We start from the raw sequence: 25231 nt of genomic DNA on the forward strand, positions 1-25231 counted from the left end.
CGCTCCTGCAAGGCCTGGCAAAGCTAAAACCCACTCCATCAAGGATTCCCCAAGTTTTCCATCAGTTAATACCCAAGATCCCACTCTGCGCTAGCGGGTCCCCCCCGCGCGTCTATAGCATACACAGCATGAAACTTAGCCACGGGGGCCTGGCGCTTGAAATTGTTGTACCGGTTTTTAATGAGGAATCAGTACTCGAAAAGAGCATCATCGAGCTTGCCAATTATCTGAAACTGGAAATGCCGGCGTCGTGGCAGATTACCATTGCTGATAACGCCAGCACTGACAACACACCCATTATTGCCACTCGGCTGGCAGAGATTATGCCCAACGTTGCCTATAGGCGTCTAGACGTAAAGGGCCGCGGGCGTGCCCTTCGGGATGCATGGAGCGCGTCCACAGCCGAAGTCTTGGCATATGTGGACGTAGACCTCTCAACCGACCTGGCGGCCCTGCCACCTCTGGTTGCACCCCTATTGTCGGGTCACTCAGATATCTCCATTGGCACAAGACTCGGTCAAAGTTCCCGTGTCAGCCGTGGTCCTAAACGGGAATTCATTTCGCGCTCGTACAACTTTCTCCTGAAGCGCACGATGCAGGTCCGCTTCTCCGATGCGCAATGCGGTTTCAAGGCTATCCGCGCCGACGTTGCCAGGACGCTGCTTCCTCACATCGAGGACAACGGATGGTTCTTTGACACAGAGCTCCTGATTATCGCGGAGCGGTCAGGACTTCGGATCCACGAAATCCCAGTTGATTGGGTTGACGACCCGGACAGCAGGGTGGATATCAAACAGACGGCGATCGACGACATTCGGGGACTTGTGCGTGTTGCAGGATCCTTGTTGAGGGGGTCGATTCCGGTTCAGGCCATCTACGCTGAGCTCGGGCGACGCCCGATCGTTCCGCAGTCCCGGCCGAGTTTCTTCGGCCAGGTCATCCGATTCGGCGTGGTCGGAGGCATATCCACAATGGCCTTCGCTTTGCTGTTCCTGCTGTTTCAAGGACCCTTGGGGGCCCAGCAGGCCAATTTCTTTGCCCTCCTCCTGACAGCGCTCGGCAATACAGCCGCCAACCGACGTTTCACCTTCGGTATCAGCGGACCCGAAAAGCTCTTCACGCAGCAGTTCCAGGGACTAGTTGTGTTCGCTTTGGCATGGTCGATTACGTCGTCGTCGCTTTTGGTATTGCATACAGTTGCGCCGGACTCGTCGTCTACGATGGAGCTCGTGACACTAACAGGCGCCAACATTCTTGCAACTCTGATGCGGTTTGTTCTGTTGCGCATCTGGGTTTTCCGGCTGCGTAATCCGGAAAACATTCCGCAGGCGAACCCTTCGACAGTCAAAGTGGCACGGGTCGCTTGAGGGCTGTGGGCGGGAACGCGGCAGGATCAACCGTACCTTCAGTAAAGATACGGACCAAGCCGAAGACCCTCAGTGACTGGCGTCAGCTGTTCCAGAAAGTGGGAACACAGCGTGGAGCCCTGTGGGCGCTATTGGCTCTGACAGGCCTCCTGTATCTATGGGGCCTAGACCGCAATGGCTGGGCAAATTCCTACTATTCCGCAGCTGCCATGGCCGGTTCCCAGGACTGGACCGCCTTCTTCTTTTCGTCTTCTGACCCGGGCAACGCCATTAGCGTCGACAAGCCTCCGCTTAGTCTTTGGGTGATGTCGGCGTCCGTATGGGCGTTCGGCTTGAATCCCTGGAGCATTCTGGTGCCACAGGCGCTGATGGGAGTCGCAAGCGTTTATCTGCTTTACCGCATGCTTCATACACATGTCAGCGCAACTGCTGGCCTCCTTGCTGCCACCGCCCTGGCTGTAACGCCCGTGGCGACCGTTATGTTTCGCTACAACAATCCCGATGCGCTGCTCACTTTGCTGATGATCGGAGTTGCATGCGCCACCCTAGAGTCAATCCGGTGCAACAGTGTGCGGTGGCTTATTTTGGCCGGGGCCCTCACAGGAGCAGCTCTGCTAACCAAGCAACTTCAGATTGCACTCATTCTGCCTGCTGTTGCTATCACCTACCTTATGTTTGCCAATGCCCCGATCCTGAAGCGTTTGCTTCACCTCGTGGCCGCCCTCTTGGCGGCTGGCGTCACGGGCGGCTGGTGGTTCGTGCTGGTACAGATGACCCCCGCTTCCAGCCGGCCCTTTGTAGGAGGATCCCGTTTCAATAGCGCCGTTGAGCTCACGTTGGGGTACAACGGCCTGGATCGGCTGACCGGTGAAGACGCCAGCCGCACCATGTCCCCGGCTGCAGTCAACCTCGCGGAAAAACTCGATCCGGGGTTTCAACGTTTCCTTCAGCCCCAATTTACCGGGCAATTCGGGTGGTTCGTGCCCCTAGCGATCGCCGGCCTTTGCCTGGCAATCTGGCACATCAAGCGGCGCAGCGGCAGCACGCTATACCGGGCGCTCCTGGTTCTTTGCGGCGTCTGGTTTCTTTGTTCGGCCACTGTCTTGGCGTTCATGTCCGGGATCGTCCACCCCTACTATTCGTTGACCCTCGTCCCTCCATTGAGTTGTTTGGCGGCCATCGGCCTGGTTCACATGCATCGTCTCCGACACCGCCGAGGCATGCGCATCGCGCTAGCATGCACCCTCCTCGCAACAATGATCATTGGATTCCTCTCCGCGAGCCGCTCAACTGCTGATTTTCCCTTGGGGCCACAGGTTGCGCTGGCCTTAGGGTCGGCTGCAGTCGCACTGACGGTTCTTCCTCCGCCTTCGCAAATTCTTAGAACTGTCTCCGTAGGGATACTCGCGGTGGCGCTCGTCGTCGGCCCTGTCGTGTGGTCCGTCAACACGGTGTTTAGCCCTCACATCGGCGCTGGCGTTGTAGCTGGACCCAGTATCCTGGGCATCAGGACAGACCACCCTGATCGGAAACAGCTCGGATCAGACGTACCGGCCAGCTTCATCGCGGTGATGTTCGGCGACGTTCCGGAACAAGCGGTAGTCTCCAGGCTTCGCGCCAGCCCTGAAAGCACACGATGGACAGCTGCCATGGTGGGGTCCGAGACGGCGGCCAACTATCAACTGGAGAGTGGACGATCTGTGCTGCCGATTGGCGGTTTTGATGGGACGGATCCCTATCCAACACTGGAGCAGTTTCAGACACTAGTCAGAGAGGGCAAGGTAGCTTCATTTGTCATCCAGGAGTTGCCTCCTCTCACTCTTGAAGGACGCGGCGAGTCGGCGAGGATTGTCGCTTGGGTACGGCAAAGTTTTGCTGTCGAGCAGATTGTCAACGCGGAGTATTACGACTTGCTTCAATAGGAATTACCACATTGCCACGCACTTTGGCGGGTAGCTCTTCCGATTCAAGCTAATCATCGTGAGCTCCCGCCGTCTGAACGGGAACACAAAACCGTCCCCCGCCCCCGCCGGATGAATAGCCAACCTCACCGATTCCGCCCCCTGTATCTACATCAGGATTCTTTGGCGCTGGGCCAACATCACCGACGACCTTGAGGCGCCTCAGGCAAATTTTGTCATCCGGAACTAGCGACGCGGAGCCGTAAAAAGGGCGCCACACACGCCCAACTCTGCACCACTGAAAAGACTGCCTGGCTTCCACCTTCGCCGCGGCTTTCCTACCGAATGGGGCAACGGGACTGTCCGATAAACGGTGTGTGGAGGCCGGCCGGTTTTCATTATTGAGCGGTTCTGTCGAACCGGCCCGTGAAGGTAATCGCGAACGCGTTTAGTGCAGGCTTCCACCTCATCGCCCAGCGTGCCCGGCCACCGCCGGTGGGATCAAGAGATCTGGTGACCAGGTACAGGCATTTTCAGGGCCGCGGTCTCGTTCGGAAAGTGCCCGCGGGCCCTGACCGCCCTTCGGTAGCGCGCGTTGATCGACTCGATCGTATTCGTCGTGCAGATCACCCGTCGAATCTCCACGTCATACTAAAGGAACGGCACGAACTCGGTCCAGGAGGATTCCCAGAGCCGAACGATCGCCGGATACCGCTGGCCCCACTCGGCCGTGAACTCGGCGAACCGGTCCTTAGCGGCCTGTTCGGACGGGGCCGTATAGGCGGGCTTGAGCGCCTTGACGATGCCGTCGCGGTGCTGGCGTCCGGCGTAGCGGAAGCTGTTGGGGATCAGGTGCACGATGCACTGCTGCACCACCGCTCGCTCCCTCGTGGTGGTGATAGCCTCCGGCAGGCCTTTGAGCCCATCGCAGACGGCGATCTGCACATCCTCCACGCACCGGTTCTTCAGCTCGGAGAAAACCTGCAGCCAGAACCGTGCACCTTCGCCACCGTCGCCGGCCCAGATGCCCAGGATCTCCCGCTCCCCGCTGGTGGTGACGCCCATGCCGACGTAGAACGGGGTGTTGCGCACCTGCCCGTCACGGACCTTGACCACGACCGCGTCAAACGAACAGCACCGGGTAGACCGGATCCAAAGGCCGGGCCGACCATTCGGCCAGTTCCCCGGCGACTTTCTCCGTGATGCGGCTGATGGTGTCTTTAGAGACTCTGGCCCCGTAGACCTCCTCGAAGTGGGCGGCGATTTCCCCCGTGGTCAGCCCTCGGGCAGAGAGGGAGAGCACGATCTGATCGATCCCGTCCAGACGCCGTTTCCGCTTGGGCACGATCACCGGTTCAAACGACCCGTCCCGATCCCGGGGCACCTCAATCTCGACCGGGCCGATCTCGGTCAGCACGGTCTTTGACCTGGTACCGTTGCGCATATTGGCTGCGACCGGTGTCTGGCCATGCTCGTGCCCGAGGTGCTCAGTCAGCTCGGCTTCCAAGGCCGTCTCAAGCACGTTCCTGGTGAGCTGGTTCAGCAGCCCGCCCGGGCCGACCAAGCTCACGCCCTGTTCCTTGGCCTGCGCGAGCAACCGCTCCGCAAGTTCCTTCTGGTCGATGATCTCTCCCGTCACAGGATCGATCATCACCTCTGTCATCTCGGTCGTGGACTCTGACACGGCCGTCTCCTTTCGGATCAGGCCGGACCCACACACCGTTATTCCGACAGTCCCGGTGCAACAACAGAAGCCCGCCCCGCCGAACGGCGGGACGGGCTTCTGTGCAAGCAGAATTAGCGCTTGGAGTACTGCTGGGCCTTACGGGCCTTCTTGAGACCGGCCTTCTTACGCTCGATGACGCGGGCATCACGGGAGAGGTAACCGGCCTTCTTCAGGGTGGCGCGGTTGTTCTCGACGTCGATCTCGTTCAGGGACCGGGCGATGCCGAGGCGCAGGGCGCCGGCCTGGCCTGAGATGCCGCCGCCGTGGATGCGGGCGATGACGTCGTAGGCGCCTTCGAGATCAAGGATCTTGAAGGGCTCGTTGACGTCCTGCTGGTGCAGCTTGTTCGGGAAGTAGTTGTCCAGCGCACGGCCGTTGATGGTCCACTTGCCGGAGCCGGGGACAACGCGGACGCGTGCAACAGCTTCCTTGCGGCGGCCAACAGCTGCGCCGGCAACGGTCAGGGCCGGGCGCTCCTTCTTCGGCGCAGCAGCGTCAGCTGCTGAGCTTTCAGAGGTGTAGCTGGTCAGGGTTTCCTCAGCCTCAACGGCTTCGGTGGTCTCTTCGTTCTGAGCCACGATTCTCCTTGTATAGATAAGTTGTTTGGTGGCCAGGACTACTGGGCGACCTGGGTGATTTCGAAAGTCTTGGGCTGCTGGGCGGCGTGCGGGTGCTCAGCACCGCGGTACACCTTCAGCTTGCCGAGCTGCTGGGCAGCGAGGGAGTTCTTGGGGAGCATGCCCTTGATGGCCTTCTCCACGGCGCGGACCGGGTTGGACTCCAGGAGCTCCGCGTAGTTGACGGAGGTCAGGCCGCCAGGGTAGCCGGAGTGGCGGTATGCGCGCTTCTGCTCCAGCTTGGCGCCGGTCAGGGCAACCTTTTCAGCGTTGATGATGATGACGAAGTCGCCCATGTCCATGTGGGACGCAAAGGTGGCCTTGTGCTTGCCGCGCAGCAGGATTGCGGTCTGGCTCGCGAGACGACCAAGGACAACGTCTGTGGCGTCAATGACGTGCCACTGGCGGTTGATATCGCCGGGCTTCGGGGTGTACGTACGCACGGTGTTTGCCTCGTTCTTGTTCTGGCGTTCTTGTTAAGGTGTCACTAGCTCGTGCACCTACTATCTGCGCGCTACCGGAACAGAGGTGAGGGCTCTATGTAACCAGTCATCCTTTGCTTCCGAATGTGCACGTTGAGTAGTCATCCTGCAACCGGATTCTCAAGCGGGCACGCACCATCGGAATAGGACACGCACAACGACTACCAAGATTAGCGCGTTAAGGGGTTCAGGGTCAAAATGGGGTAGCCGGACGCTGGTGCGCGCCGAGCCGGATCGATGTTCGCAGGGGGACACAGTGAATTCTTGGGTCAACGATGGGTCTGCTGTGTGGCTTTTCGTCGTCGGAGCCGGCGTCCTTGGCGGCATCCTCTCCCCCGTCACGGAAGTTGCCATCACCCGCTTCCTCCCCAGGGTTGGTGTCCGCCCCAGCATCCCCGTCCAAATAACGACGGCGGCAATTACCTTCGCAGCGTGCGCAGCCTTTTCCATCCGTTTCGGAATGAGCTTTAGCTTGCCCGCTTTTCTATTATTGGCGGTGGTGGGTACGCAGCTGGGGCGAATTGATATCGCCCGGCACCTTCTGCCCAACCCACTTGTCCTTACTCTTCTTGTGGGCGGCTTCGTGCTGCTTTTGTTGCCGGCACTCGTCGATGATCGGGTTGGCGACCTCGCGCGCGCACTTGCCGGCGGCATGATTTTGTTCTCCGCGTACTTACTTTTGGCCCTCATCTCCCCGGGGGGCATCGGGATGGGCGACGTTAAGCTTGCTGCGCCCATCGGCCTTTACCTTGGGTACTTAGGCTGGCCGCAGCTTCTCTACGGGGGCCTCCTCGGCTTCATTATCAACGGGCTGGTCTCGGCGCTGGCCGCAAGTAGAAACCGCCGAATCAGCGGGGCAGAAGTAGCCCATGGGCCATCTATGCTTCTTGCCGCTGCAGTCGCTGCCCTTGTCGTTGTCTAGTCCTGATCGAGTTACATTGCCCGGCCAGCCTTCCCCTGGCGTGGGGTCGCCCAAGTAGTCGAACGCGCCAAATGGCCGATACCTGAGTACAGCAACCTCCCTCTGAGTACGGCCATATCCGCCCTGCCAGAAAATTCGAGTACAACTACGCATTGTTGCCCTTCCCTCCTGCTGACAATCTTTTCTTAGCGAAGTCCAGCCGCTAAAGAATTATGGGGGCAGCTGGAAATTCGTTGAAATCAAATCAACTCCATTTCACCGAATTAAAGGAAATTACAATGACTTCACTTATGGTCTCGATGATGGCTTTTGTCGCCGGCGTCAAGGATCGTTTCAGCCGCGAAGAAAAGGGCGCCACGATGGTTGAATACGGCATCATGGTCGCGTTCATCGCCGTTCTCGTGATGGCAGTTGTCATCATCCTCGGACCTCAGATCGCTGCACTGTTCGGGAAGGTTGTCACAGCGCTGTAATCCCTGACCTCAGTGGGTGGGACCGACCAATTCGGTCCCGCCCACCGACTAATGCAAGTGCGGCTGCAGTTTCCGTCAGGAACGAAAGAATGAAGGCACTCACTGCAACGCTTACTCAGATTTTCATATCGTCCAATCGCGTCTTAACTCAAATAAAAAAGGCGCAACCATGGTTGAGTACGGCATCATGGTCGCCTTTATCGCAGTACTGGTTTTGGCGGTCGTCGTTATCTTGGGCCCGCAGATCGCGGGTCTCTTCACCTCGGTTTCAGCCGCTCTCTAGAGCAGCAGCTGTGGCAGTGGCCAGGCGGTCGCTGCCACAGTGAACCTCACCAACTTCGCGGGACACTCTGGGAGAAGTCATGAAGATAAAAGGGAAGGAAAGAGGCGCCGTAGCGGTCGAGATGGCAATCGTCCTCCCGCTACTGCTGCTGATACTTCTGGGGATTATCGAATTCGGCAGGGTCTTAAACATCCAGGTGTCCCTGACTCAAGCAGCACGAGAAGGTGCACGTTACGCGGCTATTCATCATGGCGACCCTGGTTTTGATGTCCGGGGAGCCACTCTTGCCGCGGCACCCACACTTTCGGGGCTCCCTGTATCCGTAACTGATAATGCCAGCAGTTGCGCATCTGGTTCCAACGTCCAGGTCCAGACAAAGGTGGCGTTGCCTTCACTGACAGGCTTTCTGGATGCCGGCTTCTTTGGAGCGCCCGGCATCTTTCCGCTGTCCATGACAGGAGTGGGGGTAATGAGATGCGGCGGATGACACGGCGGGCAACTCAAGCAGAGGATCGTTGCGTTACGGCAGAGGAGCCCCAGCGGGGAGCGGCCACCATACTGGTGGCAGTCCTCATGGTGGCACTGCTCGGCTTCGCTGCCCTGGCCGTCGACGTAGGAGCGATGTATGCGGAGAAGGCGCAGATTCAAAACGGGGCCGACGCTACAGCCCTCGCCATCGCTGGGGACTGCGCCAAAGGACTGAACTGCGCCACCGCCATGAGCGCCCCTGTCAACCGCTTGGCTGATGCCAATGCCAACGACCGCTCCACGGGGGTATTCTCCGTTACGCGCCCCAATCCCAACACCATCCGTGTTGAAACGAATGCCCGCGAGGCCGGCTCCGGGAGTGATAGCTTTTCCCTCTTTTTCGCCAGGGCCCTGGGCATCGAATCAACCGGAATAACAGCAGTTGCGGAGGCTTCCTGGGGACCCCCGAATTCCGGATCAACCCTGCCGTGGACAGTCAGTGAGTGTGTTTTCCGCAGATACCTGACCCCGAGCCAGCTGCATGAGCTCGACACGACAGGAAGCTTCACCGGGGACCCGACACCTACCCACATTCTCCTGCGATACGACGAGAACACTCCCGACTACCCGGGGTGCGCAACTCAAAACGGCTACCAGCCGGGCGGTTTCGGGTGGCTAGAAACTACAGACGGCTGTACAGCAGATATCGACGTCGACTCCGCAGTCGAGGGCCAACCGGGAAATCACTTCCCCACCGCGGCAGAGTGCGACGCCATCCTGGCCACCATCATGGACCAACCAGCCTTGGTGCCGCTCTTCGACTCTGCCACGGATGGAGGTTCGAACACCGTCTACACGTTGGTGGGCTTCGCCGCCTTCCAGGTGACTGGCTATAAGTTCGGCGGCTCACTTGAAATCGATGACGACCTCGCTCCCGACTGCAGCGGAAATTGCCGTGGACTCCAGGGCTACTTCGTCCGCTTCGTGACTTTGGAAGAGGGCGCCCTAACCACAGGGGGCGGCACCAATTTCGGCGCCATAAGGGTTCACCTGACCCAATGAACGGAATACCACGCATCCCGCATTCCACGTCCACAAAGGAGCAAACGAAGTGAAATCACGCCTACTGGGAGGCTTGGCTGCGCTATTACTGGCAGTAATCGGAGCGGTTCTCCTCTTTGTTTATGTACAAGGCGCATCGGCCAGGGCACAGGCAGGTCTTGAACCTGTGAACGTCCTTGTCGTCGCTGAACGAGTTCCCGCCGGAACTCCCTCATCAGATCTTGCCGGCAAGGTTCGTTCCGAGGCCGTGCCAAAGTCCGCGGTGCCTGAGGGCGCCTTGGCCACCCTCGACCAGCAGGAGGGTAAAGTCACGGCGGTTAGCCTGGAGCCGGGCGAGCAGCTGCTCTCCGCCCGGCTGGTCGACCCCCGCGAATTGGTGCCAGGCACCGTGCCTGTGCCAGACGGTTTGGAAGAGGTGACGCTCCTGCTGTCGCCTGAACGCATCCTCGGTGGCCGGCTTGAAGCGGGAGACAAGGTGACCATCTACACCTCCTTCGAAAAAACGGACCAGCAAACGGGCCTGCTCTTCTACGACGTCCTGGTGACTGCAGTGCAGAAGGCCCCGTCCGAAGCGAAAAACGCGTCGGGCGCCGGTTCGTCCGACGCCGCAGTAGAAATGCCGACGGGATCCGCCTTCATCACTTTTGCCAGAAGCGACGCCGATGCCTCAAAGCTGATATACAGCGCGGAATTCGGCAAGCTTTGGCTTGCCAAGCAGACCGACACAACAACAAAGACTAATCCTCCTGTGACCACCTTTGGAGGGCTGTACCAATGAGTCGCTTCGTAGCCATTACCGCGGTCCGCGACTTCGAAGGCCGCATCCGGCAGGCCATCACGGGCGCGCTCCACGGTGAGCTGCAGACCTTATCCCCGACAGTGCTGGCAGGCGGGCCGGACGACGTATTCAAACTGCTCAACGGCGCACCGCCGGAAGTGCTCATCCTGGGCCCTGGCGTCGCACCGGATGAAGCCCTCAAACTGGCAACGGTCTTTGATCTCCAATATCCAGAGGTCAGCCTTCTTCTTATTGCCGAGCCCAGTCCTGAACTGGTGATGCGCGCCATGCACTCGGGAATCCGCGACGTAGTGACTTCAGAGATAGGCGTCAGTGAACTACGCGTTCTTCTTGAACGAGCCTGCCTTGCATCGGCAAGCCGCCGCCGCGGTATGGCTCCCGCGGCCGAGGGAAACCAGGACCGAGGCAGGGTCATTGCGGTCATGTCGCCGAAGGGAGGCGTGGGTAAGACAACGGTAGCCACGAACCTGGCCATCGGACTGGGTAAAGTCGCGCCGATGAGCGTGGTGCTCGTGGACCTTGACCTGCAATTCGGAGATGTTGCTTCCGGCCTTCTGCTTGATCCGGAGCACTCCATCACCGAGGCAGTCAATGGAGCAGCTTCCCAGGATTCCATGGTCCTAAAGGCCTTTCTTACCGTCCACCCAGCTGGCATTTACGCACTTTGTGGACCTAGGACTCCTGCTGAATCTGACTTCATTACTGCCGAACACGTCAGCCGGCTCATCAATCAGCTGGCGAGCGAATTCAAATATGTGGTTGTGGACACCGCACCTGGGTTGGGTGAACATGTCCTGGCAACCCTGGAACAGGCTACGGACGGGGTCTGGGTTTGCGGGATGGACGTGCCCAGTATTCGTGGACTGCATAAATGCTTCGCGGTGCTTCGGGAGCTCCAACTGCTTCCCCAGGGGCGCCACACAGTCCTGAACTTCGCCGACCGTAAGAGCGGGATCTCAGTTCAGGATGTTGAAGCGACCATTGGAGTGCCCGTGGATACGGTCATTCCGCGCTCGAGGACCCTTCCCTATTCCACTAATCGCGGCATACCTATCCTGCAAAGCAACGCCAGGGACTCCGCGTCCAAGGGGCTAAAAAAGCTCGTGGACCGCTTTGATCCCCAATGGTTAGCCTCCGCACAGACCAAGCAACACAGACGGGTGGTTGTCTCATGAAACTCTCAGATCGGCTTTCACGGTCCAGTGGCACTCCGGCTGGGCCAGGGCTAAATCCGGCCATCCCGGAAGTCCCAGCCGAGCCGCAGGCCTCTGCTCTGGCCTCATCACCATCCGCGCCCCCGGCGCTCCTGTCAGTTCCGGCAGCAGCTTCAGTGGCCGCTGGAGCATCACCCGCTGTGGATGCTTTGGCCGGCCTCAAGCAGAGGGCCGCCCAAGCGCTCTTCGAACGCATGGGAACCCGGTTCAGCGACTCGGCTTCTACTGAAGAAGCCCTCCGCGCTTCGGCTGTCGAAGAGTTGTCCGCGGTCATTGACCAGGAACAGGTTCCCCTGTCGCCTGAGGAACGCCGCAGGCTGATCCGCGAAATTGCAGATGAGGTGATGGGCTACGGTCCGCTACAGCGCCTCTTGGAGGATCCTTCAGTCACGGAAATCATGGTCAACCGATTTGACCAGATCTACATTGAGCGGCACGGTCGGCTGACTCTCACGGGTGCACGGTTCAGCTCCGATGACCACCTTCGGACTGTTATCGAACGGATCGTGTCCAAGGTGGGCCGCAGGATAGATGAGTCGTCACCCTTGGTGGATGCTCGGCTGGAGGACGGTTCCAGGGTCAACGCGATTATCCCGCCGCTTGCAGTCAATGGGCCATCACTGACGATCCGGAAATTCAGCCACGTGCCGTTGACCGTGCAGAACCTGATCGACTGGGGTTCGCTGACCCCGGAGATGGCAGAACTGTTGAGCGCCTGTGTGCGGGCGCGGTTGAACATCATCGTTTCGGGAGGCACAGGCACCGGCAAGACAACCCTGCTCAATGTCCTGTCCTCCTTCATTCCTCCGGACGACCGCATCGTCACGATCGAAGATGCAGTGGAGTTGCAGCTCCAACAGGAGCATGTCGTCCGCTTGGAGAGCCGCCCTCCTAACATTGAAGGCAAGGGTGCAGTGAACATCCGCGAACTGGTCCGCAACTCCCTTCGCATGCGGCCGGACCGCATTATTGTGGGCGAAGTTCGGAGCGGCGAGTCCCTCGACATGCTGCAGGCCATGAACACCGGCCACGACGGCTCATTGTCCACGGTCCACGCCAACTCACCCCGGGATGCCGTCGCACGCTTGGAGACCTTGGTACTCATGGCCGGCATGGACCTTCCACTGAGGGCGATCCGCGAACAGGTCTCATCCGCCGTCGACCTCATCATCCAGGTGACCCGCCTCCGGGACGGTAGCCGCCGCGTAACCCATGTGACAGAGGTCCAAGGAATGGAAGGCGACATTGTCACCTTGCAGGATGCGTTCCTCTTCGACTACTCGGCAGGCATGGATGCCCAGGGACGCTTCCTAGGCAGGCCAGTAGCCACCGGCATACGCCCCCGCTTTCTGGACCGCTTCTCCGAACTTGGCATTTCCGTATCACCAGCCGTCTTCGGTGCGGGAGTGGCACCAGCAGGAAGGCGGTAGCCATGGACTCCCCAATGATTTTCGTCCTTGCCGTGACGCTCTGCCTGTCCGCCATAGTGCTAGTGGTTTTCGTCGTCTTAAAACCACGGTTCGGGTCTGTTCCATTGGAACGAAGGCGGCTCGGCCTCCAGCAAGACAAGTCAGCAGTTGCCCGGGTTTCGCAAACGGCGGTCAACGCTGTTGAGAATGTCATTGGTGAATCAGGCGGGCCCTATAACCGCGAAGTGCTTTACAACGCGGGCGTCAAGATGGCACCCGCGGACTTTACGGTAGGTGTTGCACTTGCCTCGTTTGCGGTAGCGGCATTTGCGGCGCTGCTGACACACCCCCTTTTGGGGCTCGTGGCCGGAGCAGCAACACCCTTTCTTGCCAAGGTTGTCCTCATCATTCTCAGGGACAGGCGCCGGGCCAAGTTTGAGGAACAGTTGACAGACACCATTCAGATGCTCATTGGCGGGCTTAGGGTTGGTCATAGTGTTCTTCGATCGGTTGAAGCTGCGGCTCAAGAGGCAGACGCGCCGACCTCAGAAGAACTCCTTCGCATTGTTAACGAGACCCGGATCGGCAAGGATGCCCGGTTGGCCTTTGATGATGTTGCCAATCGTATGGACAGCGAGGACTTTCGCTGGATCTCCCAGGCGATCCAGATCAACCGCGAAGTCGGCGGGGATCTGGCGGAAGTACTCGAACAGGTTGCCGGGACCATACGTGAACGCAGTGAGATCAAGGGCCAGATCAGGTCCCTGAGCGCTGAAGGAAAGATGTCCGCTTACGTCTTGATGGCAATGCCAGTGGGCGTTGCTTTCATCCTGGCCTTCATCAATCCCGGGTATCTCAACGTGTTCGTAGAGAAGCCACTCGGCCTTCTGATGCTCGCCGGCGCCATAGTCATGTTCACAGTAGGCGGCTTCTGGATGAGCCGCGTCGTGAAGATCAAGTTCTAGGGGGACACTATGACACCGATAGCGTGGCTCTACATCTCACTGGTGGTACTACCAGTGGCGTACCTGGTCTGGGCACTGGCCACTACTGACCGCAAAGCCGCAATGGCCGTACAAGCCAATCTCGCTCAAGGCTTTACACAGGACGGCGGAGTGGCAATCCAACGTCCGCCTGCGCTCCTGGACGTGTCAAAGCGACTGACTCCAAAAGGCTATGAGGCAAAGCTGGACCGTTGGTTGTCACTCGCAGGGCGACCAGCCTCTCTGCCTTTGGACCGGTTGATCATTGCAAAACCGCTGCTAGCCCTCGCGGGTGCAACGCTGGGACTGCTGATGTTTGCCAGCTCCCCATCAGCGCAGATCATCGCACTGGGATTATTTTTGTCGGCTTTCCTTTATTTCCTCCCTGACCTGCTGATCTACAACAAGGGCATCAAACGCCAACAGGAAATTGAGCTTGAACTGCCAAACACCCTGGACCAGTTGCTCATCTCTGTGGAGGCTGGACTTGGCTTCGAAGCTGCAATGGCCAGAGCCGGCGGCAATGGCGGCGGGGCCCTTGCCCAGGAACTTATGCGCACGCTCCAGGACATCCAAGTCGGGCGTCCGCGGCAGGAGGCGTACGAGGCGCTGGCCAAGCGTTCCTCGGTACAAGACCTGCGGAGCTTTGTGCGCGCCGTGGTCCAGGCCGATAAGTACGGAATCGGCATCGCCAAGGTTCTACGGACACAGGCGAAACAGGCCCGCGTCAAGCGTCGCCAAAGGGCTGAAGAAAAAGCGATGAAATTGCCGGTGAAGGTACTCTTCCCGCTCCTGCTGTGCATTTTCCCTGTGCTCTTCATCGTTCTCCTCGGACCGGCGGCCATCAAGATCGTCGAAGCCTTCACCTAGGCAATCCCAACTGCGCCCAAGTGGCGCCCCAAAGACCGGACCCCCTCGGCACCCAGAACCGAGGGGGTCCGTTTGCGTTCCCTACGATGGTCGCCCCCGGCCCCGCATTCACTTTTCCTCAAGACATACGCTGGAAAAGCGCAGGAAAGGCACACTGCGAAAAGCCTTTGCGCAGGATGTCCCAAGATGCGGCCCGACGCCGTAAACCCGTTGCTAACTTCGTATTAGCGCTGGTACAGGGCCAGCCATCCGTCTCGCTCAGGAGTACAGAATGCTTTCTCTTATCGCCACCCTTCAGACCCTCGGCTTCAACCTCAAGAACCGTCTCAGCAACGAAAAGGGCGCAACCGCCGTCGAATACGGCATCATGGTTGGCCTCATCGCCGTCGTCATCATCATCGCGGTCACCACTCTGGGCGGCCAACTGAACACGATGTTCTTGCAGGTGACCGCTAAGCTCTGAGCCGCCATTCAGAGTCAGCAAGATCTGACGACCTAACACTGTTCGACCGTTGTGCGGTGCAGCCCAAGCCTGCACCGCACAAACTGTATACACGCCTAAACGGTGGAAAATGGAGGGACGCGGGAAGATGCATGAACCATCGGAGCGCGGTGCTGCCGCAGTTGAATTTGCGATCCTGCTTCCCGTGCTCCTCATGCTCGTCCTCGGAACCATCGAATTTGGCCGGGCGTACAACGCCCAGATCACCCTCACCAACGCGGGCCGAGAGGGAGTTCGGGTCATGGCGATTGCCAACGACCCAATGGCTGCCAGGGCTGCAGCAAAGGATGCTGCGTCGTCCGTCAGCACAGCAATCTCAGATTCAGATATCAACTTAAGCACCGATGTTTGCAGCACGGGTAACCAGGTCACCCTCACGATCAGGTTCAACTTGTCAACCATCACCGGCATCGCCGGCCCTTTCCCCATGACGGGCAAGGGGGTGATGCTGTGCGGCGGATGACCACGGGCAATGCATCAGACGAACATGGCGCCATCAGCGTCATTGTAGCCATCCTTCTCGTGGCCCTCCTCGGCTTCGTGGCAATCGCTGTCGACGTCGGAGTGATCTATTCAGAACGCGCCCAGCTGCAAAATGGTGCGGACGCCTCTGCAGTCGCCACGGCTCAGAAATGCGCCCGGGACGCAAACGGAGTGGAATGTTCGACAACGTCAGCACTTGCCGACACCCTTGCGAACGAGAACGCACTTGACGGCATGAGCAAGGTACGCGCCATCGACCTCGATAAAACGACGAGGAAGGTCAGCGTTACCACGTCTGCCAAGGAAATCGGGGGCACAGACAACTCCGTCTCCCTGTTCTTTGCGGACGTTCTCGGCATTCCAACCAAGGAAGTCGGTGCCCGGGCATCAGCCGTCTGGGGTAGTCCCATGGCCGGCCGTACCGCCTTTCCTCTGGCCTTCTCCATCTGCCAGGTCAAGGACAACATCGGAGGCTCGCTCCAGCTCCTACAGGAACACGGCAAGAACTCCAACCTCGACTGCAACTACGGCCCGTCCGGGGCGGCTGTCGAAGGGGGTTTTGGCTGGCTGGTCCAGGACCAGGGTAAGTGCGGTGGAACCATAGACCTAGCCGTCAGTGAAGGCGGTAGCGACCCAGGCAACAACGCCCCGGGCAACTGCGGGACCACCCTGCAGAAGTGGGCAGACGATATCAACGCCGGCCGGAAGGTCATAGTCCTCCTTCCGATCTTCAACAAGGTCACCGGAACCGGCAACGGCGCCATCTATGGATTGGTGTCCTTTGCTGCCTTTGAGGTGACGGGCTGGAAATTCACGGGAAGCGCCGGCCTGCCCTACGAGTTCCGTAGCGAAAGTTCGACGACGACCGGCGTCACCTCCACGACGGCCTGCACGGGTGAGTGCCGCGGCATTATCGGCAAGTTCGTCAAGTACGTCTCCCTCGCCGATGGCTACACGCTCGGACCCGTGGACGAGTACGGTGCCACGATCGTCCGCATGTCCCCCTGACCCGAACCCAGTTACACCTCACCAGGAGCAAATAAGTGAAGTCTCGCCTAGTGGCAGGAAGCGCCGCGGTTGCCTTGGCGATTGTGGGTGCCCTACTCATCATTTTCTATGCGCAGGGCGCCGACCAGCGTGCCATTGCCACCACCCAGCCGGTTGATGTACTGGTGGTGAAGACCGCCATTCCCGCCGGCACCCCTGTTAACGACATGGTTGCCTCCCTCGTGGTGGAGAAGCTTCCCGCCGCCGGAGTATCCGATACAGCCTTGAGCACATTGGACAACAAGGCCGGCACCGTCAGCGCCGTGGACCTGGTTCCGGGCGAACAGCTCCTCGCCGAGCGGCTCGTCGCCCCTGCCGACGTCAAAACCCAAGGCGCCGTCAAGGTGCCCGCCGGACTGCAGGAAGTCTCCTTCGAGGTGGAACCAAAGCGCGTGGTGGGTGGCCGGATTGATGTGGGCGACCATGTAGGTATCGCCCTGAACTTCGAGAGCGGTGCCTATAAGGCCAAGGCAGATGACGCAACAACACAGCTCACGCTGCGCAAGGTCCTGGTTACCGCTGTCCAGCGGGCCCCTCAGCCTGTTAGCACCCAGAAGCCAGCCGAAGGCCAGGCAGATCCCGCGGACACCACCCTCCCAGAGGGCTCCCTCATGATCACCGTCGCCGTGACCGACGTCGAAGCCAGCAAGATCATCTTCACCTCCATCAACGGCACTCTGTGGCTCACCAAGGAACCCCTCGACGCCCAGGACAACGGACCCAAGATCGAACGCAAGGAAGTGGTCTACAAGTGAGCCGCTTCGTCCTGCTCTCCCCCAGCGCCGAGTTCGACCAGAAGCTGCGCGACGCCGTCGCCCACGGCCTCCGCGGGTCCGTCCAGACCATCGCCTCGGACATCCTCCCGGCCGGACCACACGAATTGTTCGCCCTCCTCAACCAGGAGCAGCCGGAGGTCCTGATCATCGGACCTGAGGTCCCCTACGAGGAGGCGCTGCGGTTCGCCAAGGTCTTCGACGTCCAGCTCCCCGGCCTCAGCCTTGTGCTGGTCAGCGACATTGACCCGTCGTACCTCGTCCACGCCATGCGCGCAGGAATCCGCGACATCCTCAGCCCGCAGGCCGATGCCGCCGAAATCCGCGTGCTGCTGGAGCGGGCCTGCCAGTCGTTTGCCACGCGCAACCGCGGCCCCGAATCCATTCAAACGGAAAACAGCGGCAAAGGCCTCGTGATCGGCGTCTTCTCGCCCAAGGGCGGTGTAGGCAAGACCACCCTGGCCACCAACATCGCCATCGGGCTCGGCCAGATCGCGCCGATGAGCGTGGTGATCGTTGACCTTGACCTGCAGTTCGGCGACGTCGCCTCCGGCCTGTACCTCAACCCCGAGCACACCGTCACTGACGCAGTCACCCCCGCAGCCGCCCAGGACTCCCTGGTCCTCAAAGCCTTTCTCACTGTGCATCCCGCCGGGATCTACGCCCTGTGCGCTCCGCCGAACCCAGTGGACGCGGACCACATCATTCCGGAACAGGTCAGCCACCTGGTGGAACAGCTGTCCCACGAATTCCAGTACGTAGTTCTGGATACGGCCCCCGGGATGCAGGAGATCGGCCTCGCCGCCATGGAGCAGTGCACCGACGCCGTCTGGGTCAGCGCAATGGACATCCCCAGCCTCCGCGGCCTGCGGTCCGGCCTTGAGGTGCTCCGCCAACTGGAGATCATGCCCGAGTCACGGCACGTGGTCCTGAACATGGCTGACGCCAAGGCCGGGCTCAGCGTTCGCGACGTCGAGTCCACCATTGGCGCGCCCGTGGACGTCAGCGTCCCCCGGTCCCGCGCCGTGGCCCTGTCCACGAACCGGGGCATCCCCGTCCTCCAGGAATCCAAAAAGGACCCCGCTGTGAAGAGCCTCCGCCAACTGGTGGAGCGGTTCAACCCGGCGTGGCGTACCCAGGCCCAGCGCAAGCTTCACCGAAGGGTGGTCATCTGATGAAGCTCTCCGAGCGGATCAGCGCGGTTCAGGACCGCAACCAGGCGTCCGGCAGCAGCATTGGGCTGCTCGAACCGCCGCGTCCCGTGACTTCCTCGGCCCCGACGGGGGAGAGCGATCCGGGGCACCTTCTTGCCCGTCCCGCCGTCGACCTTTCAACGCCCGACGCCGGTGCCCCCAGTGTGCCCAAGGCTCAGCCCGTGGATGTCTTCGCGGCGATGAAGAACAGGGCGGCCACCGCCCTGTTCGAGCGGATGGGCACGCGCTTCAATGACGCGACGGCGACGGAGCAGGAGCTGCGGACCACCGCGAAGGAAGAACTTACGCGGATCATTGACGCCGAACAGGTTCCGCTGACGCCCGAGGAACGCACGCGCCTGGTCCGCGACGTTGCCGACGACGTGCTGGGCTACGGCCCTCTCCAGCGGCTGCTGGATGATCCCGCAGTCACCGAAATCATGGTTAACCGCATGGACCAGATCTACGTGGAACGCAAGGGCAAGCTGACGCTGACGGAATCCCAGTTCAGCTCCGAGGAACACCTGCGCAAAGTGATTGAGCGGATCGTCTCGAAGGTGGGCCGCCGCATTGACGAGTCCTCCCCGCTGGTGGACGCCCGCCTCGAGGACGGTTCCCGTGTCAACGCCGTCATCCCGCCGCTGGCCGTGGGCGGATCCTCGCTGACAATCCGTAAGTTCAGCAAGACGCCGCTGACTGTCCGGAACCTTATCGATTTCGGAACCTTGACGCCGGAGATGGCCGAACTGCTCAATGCCTGCGTCAAAGCCAAACTCAACATCATCGTCTCAGGCGGTACGGGCACCGGCAAGACCACGCTCCTCAATGTGCTGTCCTCCTTCCTGCCCTCTGACGAGCGCATCGTCACCATCGAGGACGCCGTGGAACTCCAGATCCAGCAGCAGCACGTGGTCCGCCTCGAAAGCCGCCCGCCGAACACAGAAGGCAAAGGCGAGGTAACCATCCGCGAACTGCTCCGGAACTCCCTGCGTATGCGCCCGGACCGGATTGTGGTGGGTGAGGTCCGCGGCGGGGAATCCCTGGACATGCTCCAGGCCATGAACACCGGCCACGACGGTTCCCTTTCAACCGTGCACTCCAACTCACCCCGCGACGCCGTGGCCCGACTCGAAACCCTGGTGCTGATGGCCGGCATGGACCTTCCATTGCGCGCTATCCGCGAACAGATCGCTTCCGCCGTCAATCTCATCGTCCAAATCTCCCGGCTCCGCGACGGCTCCCGCCGTATCACCCACGTCACCGAAGTCCAAGGCATGGAAGGAGACATCGTGACTCTCCAGGACGCGTTCGTCTTCGACTACTCCGCAGGTGTGGACGCCCAGGGCCGGTTCCTCGGTAAGCCTGTGGCCACCGGCATTCGGCCCCACTTCATCGATCGGTTTGAGGACTTGGGTATCCATGTGTCCCCCAGCGTCTTCGCCGGGCCGCAGCCTGTATTGGGCCAAACCCCGGCCGGTCAAAACCACGGCGGCAGGTGACGTCCGCCATGATCCTCGCCGTTGGAGCAGTAGTCCTGCTCGCAGCCGTCATCCTGTTCGGGGCCGTTGTGCTCCTGCCGAGCACACCCGAGGTCCCCCTGGACCGCCGTCGTCCATTTGACCCGGAACCGTCCTCCTCACTGACTCGGGTGGCGCTCTCCGCCGTCCGGTCATTCGAACGGCTCCTGGCGGGCAGGAACATTACGCTGTTCGCTCGGGCCGAACTTGAGAATGCCGGACTTCGCCTCAGCCAGGCCGAGTTCTTCCTGCTGGTGGGAATCGGCGCCGGCGTGGGCATGCTGGTGGGCATCGTCACCGTTGGCCCACTGGTCGGGCTTCTCCTTGCGCTGCTGGCACCTTTTATTGGGAAGCTCGTCCTTGGATTCCTGGCCGGAAAACGCCGCGCCACCTTTGACAGCCAACTCGGCGACACCCTGCAACTCCTTTCCGGCGGACTCCGCGCCGGGCACAGCATCCTGCGGGCCATCGACGCGGCGGCTTCGGAATCACAGAAACCCACGTCAGAGGAGATGCGGCGGGTCATCACGGAGACCAGCCTGGGCCGCGACTTGCTGGCCGCCCTCAACGACACCGCCGACAGGATGAAAAACGAGGACTTCGTCTGGATCTCCCAAGCAATCCAGATCAACCGCGAAGTGGGTGGCAACCTGGCCGACGTCTTGGACCAGGTCAATGAAACCATCCGCGAGCGCGCCGAAATCAAGGGCCATATCAAGGCCTTGGCAGCAGAGGGCAAGTTCTCCGCCTACATCCTCATCGCCATGCCCTTCGGCATCGTGGCCATGCTGCTCGCCGTAAGTCCCAACTACATGAACTCCATGTTCACCCATCCCCTGGGCTGGGCGATGATCGGGGCATCGTTCGTCCTCATGACCATCGGTGCGCTGTGGATGCGCAAAATCATCGACCTGAAGTTCTGAGGAAGCCATGAACCTGACAGTTCTCCTCTCCATCCTGCTGGTGTGTGTCCCCTTGGCAGGGATGGCCTGGTCCGTCCTGACCGTGGACAAACAAGGCCGCCTGGCAGCCAGTGAGCTCTTGGCCCGCGGTGCCGCACCCGTCACCGCTGCCCCAACCGCCGAGCCCGGCATGCTCGAAGGCATCGGCCGGCGCCTGACCCCATCGGCCTACGTAGCGTTCCTGGACCGCTTGCTGTCCCTCGCGGGGCGGCCCGCGTCCATGCCGCTGGGCAAGGTCCTCGGTTCCAAGCTGGGAATCGGCTTGGCGGGTGTCACCGTTGGCATTTACTTGACGGCGATCGGAAGCTCGCCGCTCATGAAACTGGCGGGCCTTTTCGTCCTCTTCCTGGGCTACTTCATCCCGGACCTCCTGCTGTACAGCAAGGGAATCGAACGCCAGAAAGTCATGCAGCTGGAGCTGGCCAACACGCTGGACCAGATGCTGATCTCGGTGGAGGCTGGCCTGGGTTTTGAAGGGGCCATGGCCCGCGCCGGAGAAAACGGCAAGGGTCCGCTCGCCGAGGAACTGGTCCGCACCCTCCAGGACATGCAGGTGGGCCGCAGCCGCAGGGAGTCGTACCAGGCGCTTGCCGAACGGACCAATATCCCGGAGCTGCGCAGTTTTGTGCAGGCCGTGGTCCAGGCGGACACCTACGGCATTGCCATCAGCCGGGTGCTCCGGGTCCAGGCGAAGGTGATGCGCGTAAAGCGGCGCCAGCGCGCAGAAGAAAAGGCAATGAAGCTTCCCGTGATGATCCTGTTCCCGCTGCTCTTCTTCATTTTCCCGGTCCTGTTCATTGCCATTCTTGGCCCGGCCGTCATCAATACAGTGGTGACTTTCAGCTCGCAGTAGGGCATCCCAGTGCCGGCTGCAAAATCGCTCAAGGTTTCCACAGGATCACCCGAAATAGGACAACGGAAAGAATTACAGGAAGTAGCCTTGAACAATGCACAGTCAAGATCCCGGTTCCGGCAGCGAGGCCGCCGCTGCGGACTCCCTTCCGTCCGGGGTCGCTTCAGCAGCAGGAACCCCACTCTCACAGGAAGCGGCCGGACTCTTGCCGCTCGTTGACGCAGCCGTCCTCGAAGAGCTCGAGGACGAGCTCGCCGGCTCCGGCCTGGCCCAGCGATTCGCCCGCGACTACGCGGCCATGTGGGACCAGCGCTACGCCCGGCTGGCAGCAGCCGTTGCCAGCCAGGACCGGGCCTCAGCCCTGGATGCCGTGATCAGCCTGAAGATCACGTCAGCCATGGTGGGCGGGCTCCGGCTGGCCAAACTTGCGGAACTGCTGGAAGCGGTCATCCGGATGGGTGACTTCGGCCAGGGCCAGGTGCTGATGGCGCGGGTGGCCGAGGACGGCGGGCAGACGGTGTCCGAGCTCCAGGCCAACTACATCCTGGAAAACGACTGAATCCTGCTTACCTTTCCGGCGGCCTTGCGGGAGCCAGCCGGTAGCCCACGCCGCGGACTGTCTGCAGCCAGCGCGGGGATACCTGGTCCTCCTTGAGCTTGCGCCGCAGGTTTCCGACGTGGACTTCGACGGCGCGTTCGTCCGCCTCGCTGATGTACGTGTCGTGGTCATAGAACTCGCCCCGCACAGCCCGGACCAGGTCCGCCCGGGTGCACACTGCGCCGCCGCCGCGCAGCAGCACGTGGAGCAGATCGAACTCACTGCGTGTGAGCCCAAGCGGCTCGCCTTTGATCTCCACCGTTCGCGTGCGGTGGTTCAGCGTCAGTCCATTGTGCTGCAGGATGGCGGAGTCGTGGGTCCGCGGGACGGCGGCCGCCGCGGGCGGTGCTCCCCACCCGGGCACGGTCTGCTTCTGGGCGTGGATCTCATGCCGCGGCCTGCGCATCATGGCGGCAACGCGGGCGCGCAGTTCCCTGGGCCGGAAAGGCTTGGCGATGTAGTCGTCCGCACCTGCATTGAGTGCGGACAGCAGGTCCGGCTCCTCTGTCCTGCCGGTCAGCATCACCACGTAGGCGTTGCTGAAATGTCGGATCCGCCGCAGTACTTCAAAACCGTCGATATCCGGAAGCCCGATATCCAGCGTCACCACGTTTGCCTGCTTATTGCGGACCACTTCCACACCGGCCCGTCCGTCTGCCGCTGTATGTACTTCAAAACCTGCCTGCGTCAACACTCCTTCAAGGAGGTTGCGCACGTCGGCATCGTCTTCAATTACTACAGCCACACCAAGTTCGTCCATTGATATCCCCATGCCAGGCGGACATGGCCCCCCATCAGCCCAGCGCCAATGCCATACCCGCTCCAACCATTTATACGCTACTCGTTCACCCTGCTGATCACATCTTCATCCCCATTCATTTCAGAAAGTCAATTATCATGACAAGACATGTGGATTACGAGCCGAAAGGATGTGCTAAGGGTGACCCGCAGGAATTCGAACGCACTTGCCGCCCGGCCTCTCAATTCAGGTCCGCGGGGTTTGAAACGCACTCATGGCTGAGCACCTGTTCCAGCGTGGACCTGCACGGTTTTTCCGAGGTCTCGGACCCCGGGCCCAGGTAGTTCTGTGCCAGCTGCCGCTCACCTTGATCGTTGCCGCCCTGGCGGCCGCCACGCCCGCCGCCTGGCCAACGTTGCTGCACAGTCCCCTCTATATGGCCGGAATCCTCCTGCACGGCATCCTCTTCCTGGGCTGCTTCCTGGTGCCGTGGGAACGCCTTGCCCACCGGCCCTACTTGCTGGTCCCCATCCTGGACTTCGCCGCCATCGGGCTCCTGCGCAACGGCGCTGCTCCGCTCCTCCCGGGCCTGGCCGTCCTGGTGGTGTTCCCGGTGATCTGGCTTTCCGCCTCGGGAATGCTGACGCGCAGCAGCATGGTACTCAGCTTTGTTGGCCCACTGTTCATCATGGTCCCCACTGTGGCCGGACGTTTCCCCAACGTGACCGCCTCGGACGTCACCACCGTGGTCCTCTTCCCCCTCATGATGCTCGCCGTGTCCCTCGCCATCCGGTTCGCCAGTATTCACGTCCGCATCCAGCAGCGTGAACTCGCTGAGAAGGACAGGGAGCTCAGGAAGCTGCTGCGCGAGAGCCGGGAACGGGAAAAGCTGCTCCAGACGGTGCTGGACGCAACTGACGTAGGAATTGCCGCCGTCGACCGTTCCGGCCACTTCCTCGTCTCCAACGACAGGCAGCGGAACTTCCGCCGGGCCACCGGTGCCGACGATGCCGTGCCGGGGCAGGGACACCAGCTGATCTTCGGCCAGGACAGGCGGACCCTGCTGCCGCCGGAGAAACGCCCCATCAGCCGGGCGATCGCGGGCGAGTCCTTCGCCGACTACCTGGTGTGGGCCGGTGAAGGTGCAGAGCAGCGCGCCGTATCCACGGCCGCGCGGCCCTTGGTCAAGGAGGACGGCAGCTTCAACGGCGCAGTGGTGGTGTACAGCGATGTCACCGGCTGGGTGGAGGCCCTGGCGGCCAACCAGGAACTCGTCACCAACGTCTCCCACGAGTTCAAGACGCCCCTGAACTCCATCATCGGCAACATCGACCTTGTCCTGGACGACGTCGGCGCGGAACTGCCGCCGCAGGCAGCCCGGCGCCTGCTGGTGGTCCAGCGGAACGCGGAGCGGCTGATGGCCCTTGTGGCGGACCTCTCGGCGTCGGCGTCGGCTGCCCTCAACGTGCACCCCAAGCGGACAGACCTGGCCAGCCTGGTGGAAACCAGCCTCGGCTCCGCGCAGGCCGAGGCAGAGCGGGCACACATCGAGCTCAGGGCTGACGTTCCCTCGCCGCTGTGGGCCTACGCGGACCCGCTGCGGATCGGGCAGGCACTGGACAACCTCGTCTCCAACGCCATCAAGTACTCCCCCGACGGCGGCACGGTCAGCGTCAGCGCCAGCTTCAGTGAGGATTGGGTCCGGCTCAGCGTCAGCGACACGGGGATGGGCATGAGCAGTGAGGACACTGCCAGTGTCTTCAAGCGTTTCTTCCGGACGGAATCTGCGCGGAAGGCGGCCATTTCCGGCGCTGGCCTGGGCCTGTCCATCACCAAGATGATCGTGGAGGGGCACGGCGGCACCATCACCTGCGAGAGCGGCCAGGGAAAGGGCAGCACGTTCACGCTGACGCTCCCGGCGGACGGCCCGCCGCCGTCGTTCTAGAGAATCGAGTGCTCCGTAACTGCCCTTTTAGCAGCTCAAAACG

Annotated in this window: 25 protein-coding genes and 1 pseudogene; 22 read left to right on the plus strand and 4 right to left on the minus strand. The window is 61.1% G+C overall.

Annotation, left to right across the window (positions count from 1 at the left end):
• Positions 1-128 precede the first annotated feature (128 nt).
• Together KTR40_RS13095 and KTR40_RS13100 are read left to right on the plus strand one after the other, a co-directional pair.
• A complete protein-coding gene (locus tag KTR40_RS13095; protein ID WP_228404003.1) occupies positions 129-1367 on the plus strand; it encodes a bifunctional glycosyltransferase family 2/GtrA family protein in 1239 nt (412 codons plus the stop codon).
• A gap of 209 nt (positions 1368-1576) precedes the next feature.
• Entirely contained in the window at positions 1577-3289 is a 1713-nt protein-coding gene (locus tag KTR40_RS13100) for a glycosyltransferase family 39 protein (RefSeq protein ID WP_228404004.1), read from the plus strand.
• 377 nt (positions 3290-3666) lie between these two features.
• Here KTR40_RS13100 and KTR40_RS13105 read toward each other — a convergent pair.
• The 3 genes and pseudogenes from KTR40_RS13105 to rplM all read right to left on the minus strand — a co-directional run bounded on the left by KTR40_RS13105 (position 3667) and on the right by rplM (position 6054).
• Positions 3667-4919: pseudogene (locus tag KTR40_RS13105) on the minus strand (IS256 family transposase).
• A gap of 146 nt (positions 4920-5065) precedes the next feature.
• Positions 5066-5572, minus strand: a complete 507-nt coding sequence (rpsI, locus tag KTR40_RS13110) for a 30S ribosomal protein S9 (RefSeq protein ID WP_050684362.1) — start codon at positions 5570-5572, stop codon at positions 5066-5068.
• Positions 5573-5610: 38 nt separating this feature from the next.
• Positions 5611-6054 (minus strand): 50S ribosomal protein L13, encoded by a 444-nt coding sequence (rplM, locus tag KTR40_RS13115; protein ID WP_015937805.1) that lies wholly within the window; start codon positions 6052-6054, stop codon positions 5611-5613.
• A 295-nt stretch (positions 6055-6349) separates the two neighbouring features.
• Here rplM and KTR40_RS13120 point away from each other — a divergent pair, with 295 nt between their 5' ends.
• From KTR40_RS13120 to KTR40_RS13210, 19 genes are all read left to right on the plus strand, one after another.
• Positions 6350-7015 (plus strand): prepilin peptidase, encoded by a 666-nt coding sequence (locus KTR40_RS13120; RefSeq protein WP_228404005.1) that lies wholly within the window; start codon positions 6350-6352, stop codon positions 7013-7015.
• A gap of 278 nt (positions 7016-7293) precedes the next feature.
• The gene (locus tag KTR40_RS13125; RefSeq protein ID WP_228404006.1) at positions 7294-7488 is read left to right on the plus strand and encodes a Flp family type IVb pilin; all 195 of its coding nucleotides are present in this window, start codon (positions 7294-7296) and stop codon (positions 7486-7488) included.
• Between the two features lie 169 nt (positions 7489-7657).
• Complete coding sequence (locus KTR40_RS13130) at positions 7658-7771, plus strand: hypothetical protein (protein WP_255707955.1); 114 nt, start codon at positions 7658-7660, stop codon at positions 7769-7771.
• Positions 7772-7850: 79 nt separating this feature from the next.
• The gene (locus tag KTR40_RS13135; RefSeq protein ID WP_228404007.1) at positions 7851-8258 is read left to right on the plus strand and encodes a TadE/TadG family type IV pilus assembly protein; all 408 of its coding nucleotides are present in this window, start codon (positions 7851-7853) and stop codon (positions 8256-8258) included.
• An 86-nt stretch (positions 8259-8344) separates the two neighbouring features.
• Positions 8345-9301 carry a Tad domain-containing protein gene (locus KTR40_RS13140; RefSeq protein ID WP_255707956.1) on the plus strand — a complete coding sequence of 319 codons (957 nt, stop codon included), beginning with the start codon at positions 8345-8347 and terminating at the stop codon, positions 9299-9301.
• 49 nt (positions 9302-9350) lie between these two features.
• The gene (locus KTR40_RS13145) at positions 9351-10079 is read left to right on the plus strand and encodes a Flp pilus assembly protein CpaB (protein ID WP_228404009.1); all 729 of its coding nucleotides are present in this window, start codon (positions 9351-9353) and stop codon (positions 10077-10079) included.
• Positions 10076-11275, plus strand: coding sequence for an AAA family ATPase (locus tag KTR40_RS13150; protein ID WP_228404010.1), 1200 nt, complete (start codon positions 10076-10078; stop codon positions 11273-11275). The genes KTR40_RS13145 and KTR40_RS13150 overlap by 4 nt, the downstream gene beginning before the upstream one ends.
• A complete protein-coding gene (locus KTR40_RS13155) occupies positions 11272-12744 on the plus strand; it encodes a CpaF family protein (RefSeq protein ID WP_228404011.1) in 1473 nt (490 codons plus the stop codon). Before KTR40_RS13150 ends, KTR40_RS13155 begins: the two co-directional genes overlap by 4 nt.
• A gap of 14 nt (positions 12745-12758) precedes the next feature.
• A complete protein-coding gene (locus tag KTR40_RS13160; protein ID WP_228404012.1) occupies positions 12759-13688 on the plus strand; it encodes a type II secretion system F family protein in 930 nt (309 codons plus the stop codon).
• A gap of 9 nt (positions 13689-13697) precedes the next feature.
• Complete coding sequence (locus KTR40_RS13165) at positions 13698-14576, plus strand: type II secretion system F family protein (RefSeq protein WP_228404013.1); 879 nt, start codon at positions 13698-13700, stop codon at positions 14574-14576.
• Positions 14577-14847: 271 nt separating this feature from the next.
• Positions 14848-15039, plus strand: a complete 192-nt coding sequence (locus tag KTR40_RS13170) for a Flp family type IVb pilin (protein WP_228404014.1) — start codon at positions 14848-14850, stop codon at positions 15037-15039.
• 127 nt (positions 15040-15166) lie between these two features.
• Positions 15167-15541 (plus strand): TadE/TadG family type IV pilus assembly protein, encoded by a 375-nt coding sequence (locus KTR40_RS13175; RefSeq protein ID WP_228404015.1) that lies wholly within the window; start codon positions 15167-15169, stop codon positions 15539-15541.
• The gene (locus KTR40_RS13180) at positions 15529-16569 is read left to right on the plus strand and encodes a pilus assembly protein TadG-related protein (RefSeq protein ID WP_370633137.1); all 1041 of its coding nucleotides are present in this window, start codon (positions 15529-15531) and stop codon (positions 16567-16569) included. The genes KTR40_RS13175 and KTR40_RS13180 overlap by 13 nt, the downstream gene beginning before the upstream one ends.
• A gap of 35 nt (positions 16570-16604) precedes the next feature.
• A complete protein-coding gene (locus tag KTR40_RS13185) occupies positions 16605-17363 on the plus strand; it encodes a Flp pilus assembly protein CpaB (RefSeq protein WP_228404017.1) in 759 nt (252 codons plus the stop codon).
• On the plus strand, positions 17360-18556 hold the full coding sequence (locus tag KTR40_RS13190; RefSeq protein WP_228404018.1) for an AAA family ATPase: 1197 nt from the start codon (positions 17360-17362) through the stop codon (positions 18554-18556). The genes KTR40_RS13185 and KTR40_RS13190 overlap by 4 nt, the downstream gene beginning before the upstream one ends.
• On the plus strand, positions 18556-20073 hold the full coding sequence (locus KTR40_RS13195) for a CpaF family protein (RefSeq protein WP_228404019.1): 1518 nt from the start codon (positions 18556-18558) through the stop codon (positions 20071-20073). The genes KTR40_RS13190 and KTR40_RS13195 overlap by 1 nt, the downstream gene beginning before the upstream one ends.
• Positions 20074-20081: 8 nt before the next feature.
• On the plus strand, positions 20082-21014 hold the full coding sequence (locus KTR40_RS13200; protein ID WP_228404020.1) for a type II secretion system F family protein: 933 nt from the start codon (positions 20082-20084) through the stop codon (positions 21012-21014).
• A gap of 7 nt (positions 21015-21021) precedes the next feature.
• A complete protein-coding gene (locus KTR40_RS13205; protein ID WP_228404021.1) occupies positions 21022-21906 on the plus strand; it encodes a type II secretion system F family protein in 885 nt (294 codons plus the stop codon).
• A gap of 94 nt (positions 21907-22000) precedes the next feature.
• A complete protein-coding gene (locus KTR40_RS13210) occupies positions 22001-22465 on the plus strand; it encodes an Hpt domain-containing protein (protein ID WP_228404022.1) in 465 nt (154 codons plus the stop codon).
• A gap of 7 nt (positions 22466-22472) precedes the next feature.
• Here the strand turns inward: KTR40_RS13210 and KTR40_RS13215 are convergent, their stop codons facing one another.
• Complete coding sequence (locus tag KTR40_RS13215) at positions 22473-23264, minus strand: response regulator transcription factor (RefSeq protein ID WP_228404023.1); 792 nt, start codon at positions 23262-23264, stop codon at positions 22473-22475.
• Between the two features lie 253 nt (positions 23265-23517).
• On the opposite strand from KTR40_RS13215, the gene KTR40_RS13220 reads away from it, so the two are divergent.
• Positions 23518-25188, plus strand: coding sequence for a cell wall metabolism sensor histidine kinase WalK (locus tag KTR40_RS13220; protein WP_228404024.1), 1671 nt, complete (start codon positions 23518-23520; stop codon positions 25186-25188).
• Positions 25189-25231: the final 43 nt, after the last annotated feature.

The organism is Pseudarthrobacter sp. L1SW (assembly GCF_020809045.1).
Taxonomy (GTDB): Bacteria; Actinomycetota; Actinomycetes; order Actinomycetales; family Micrococcaceae; genus Arthrobacter.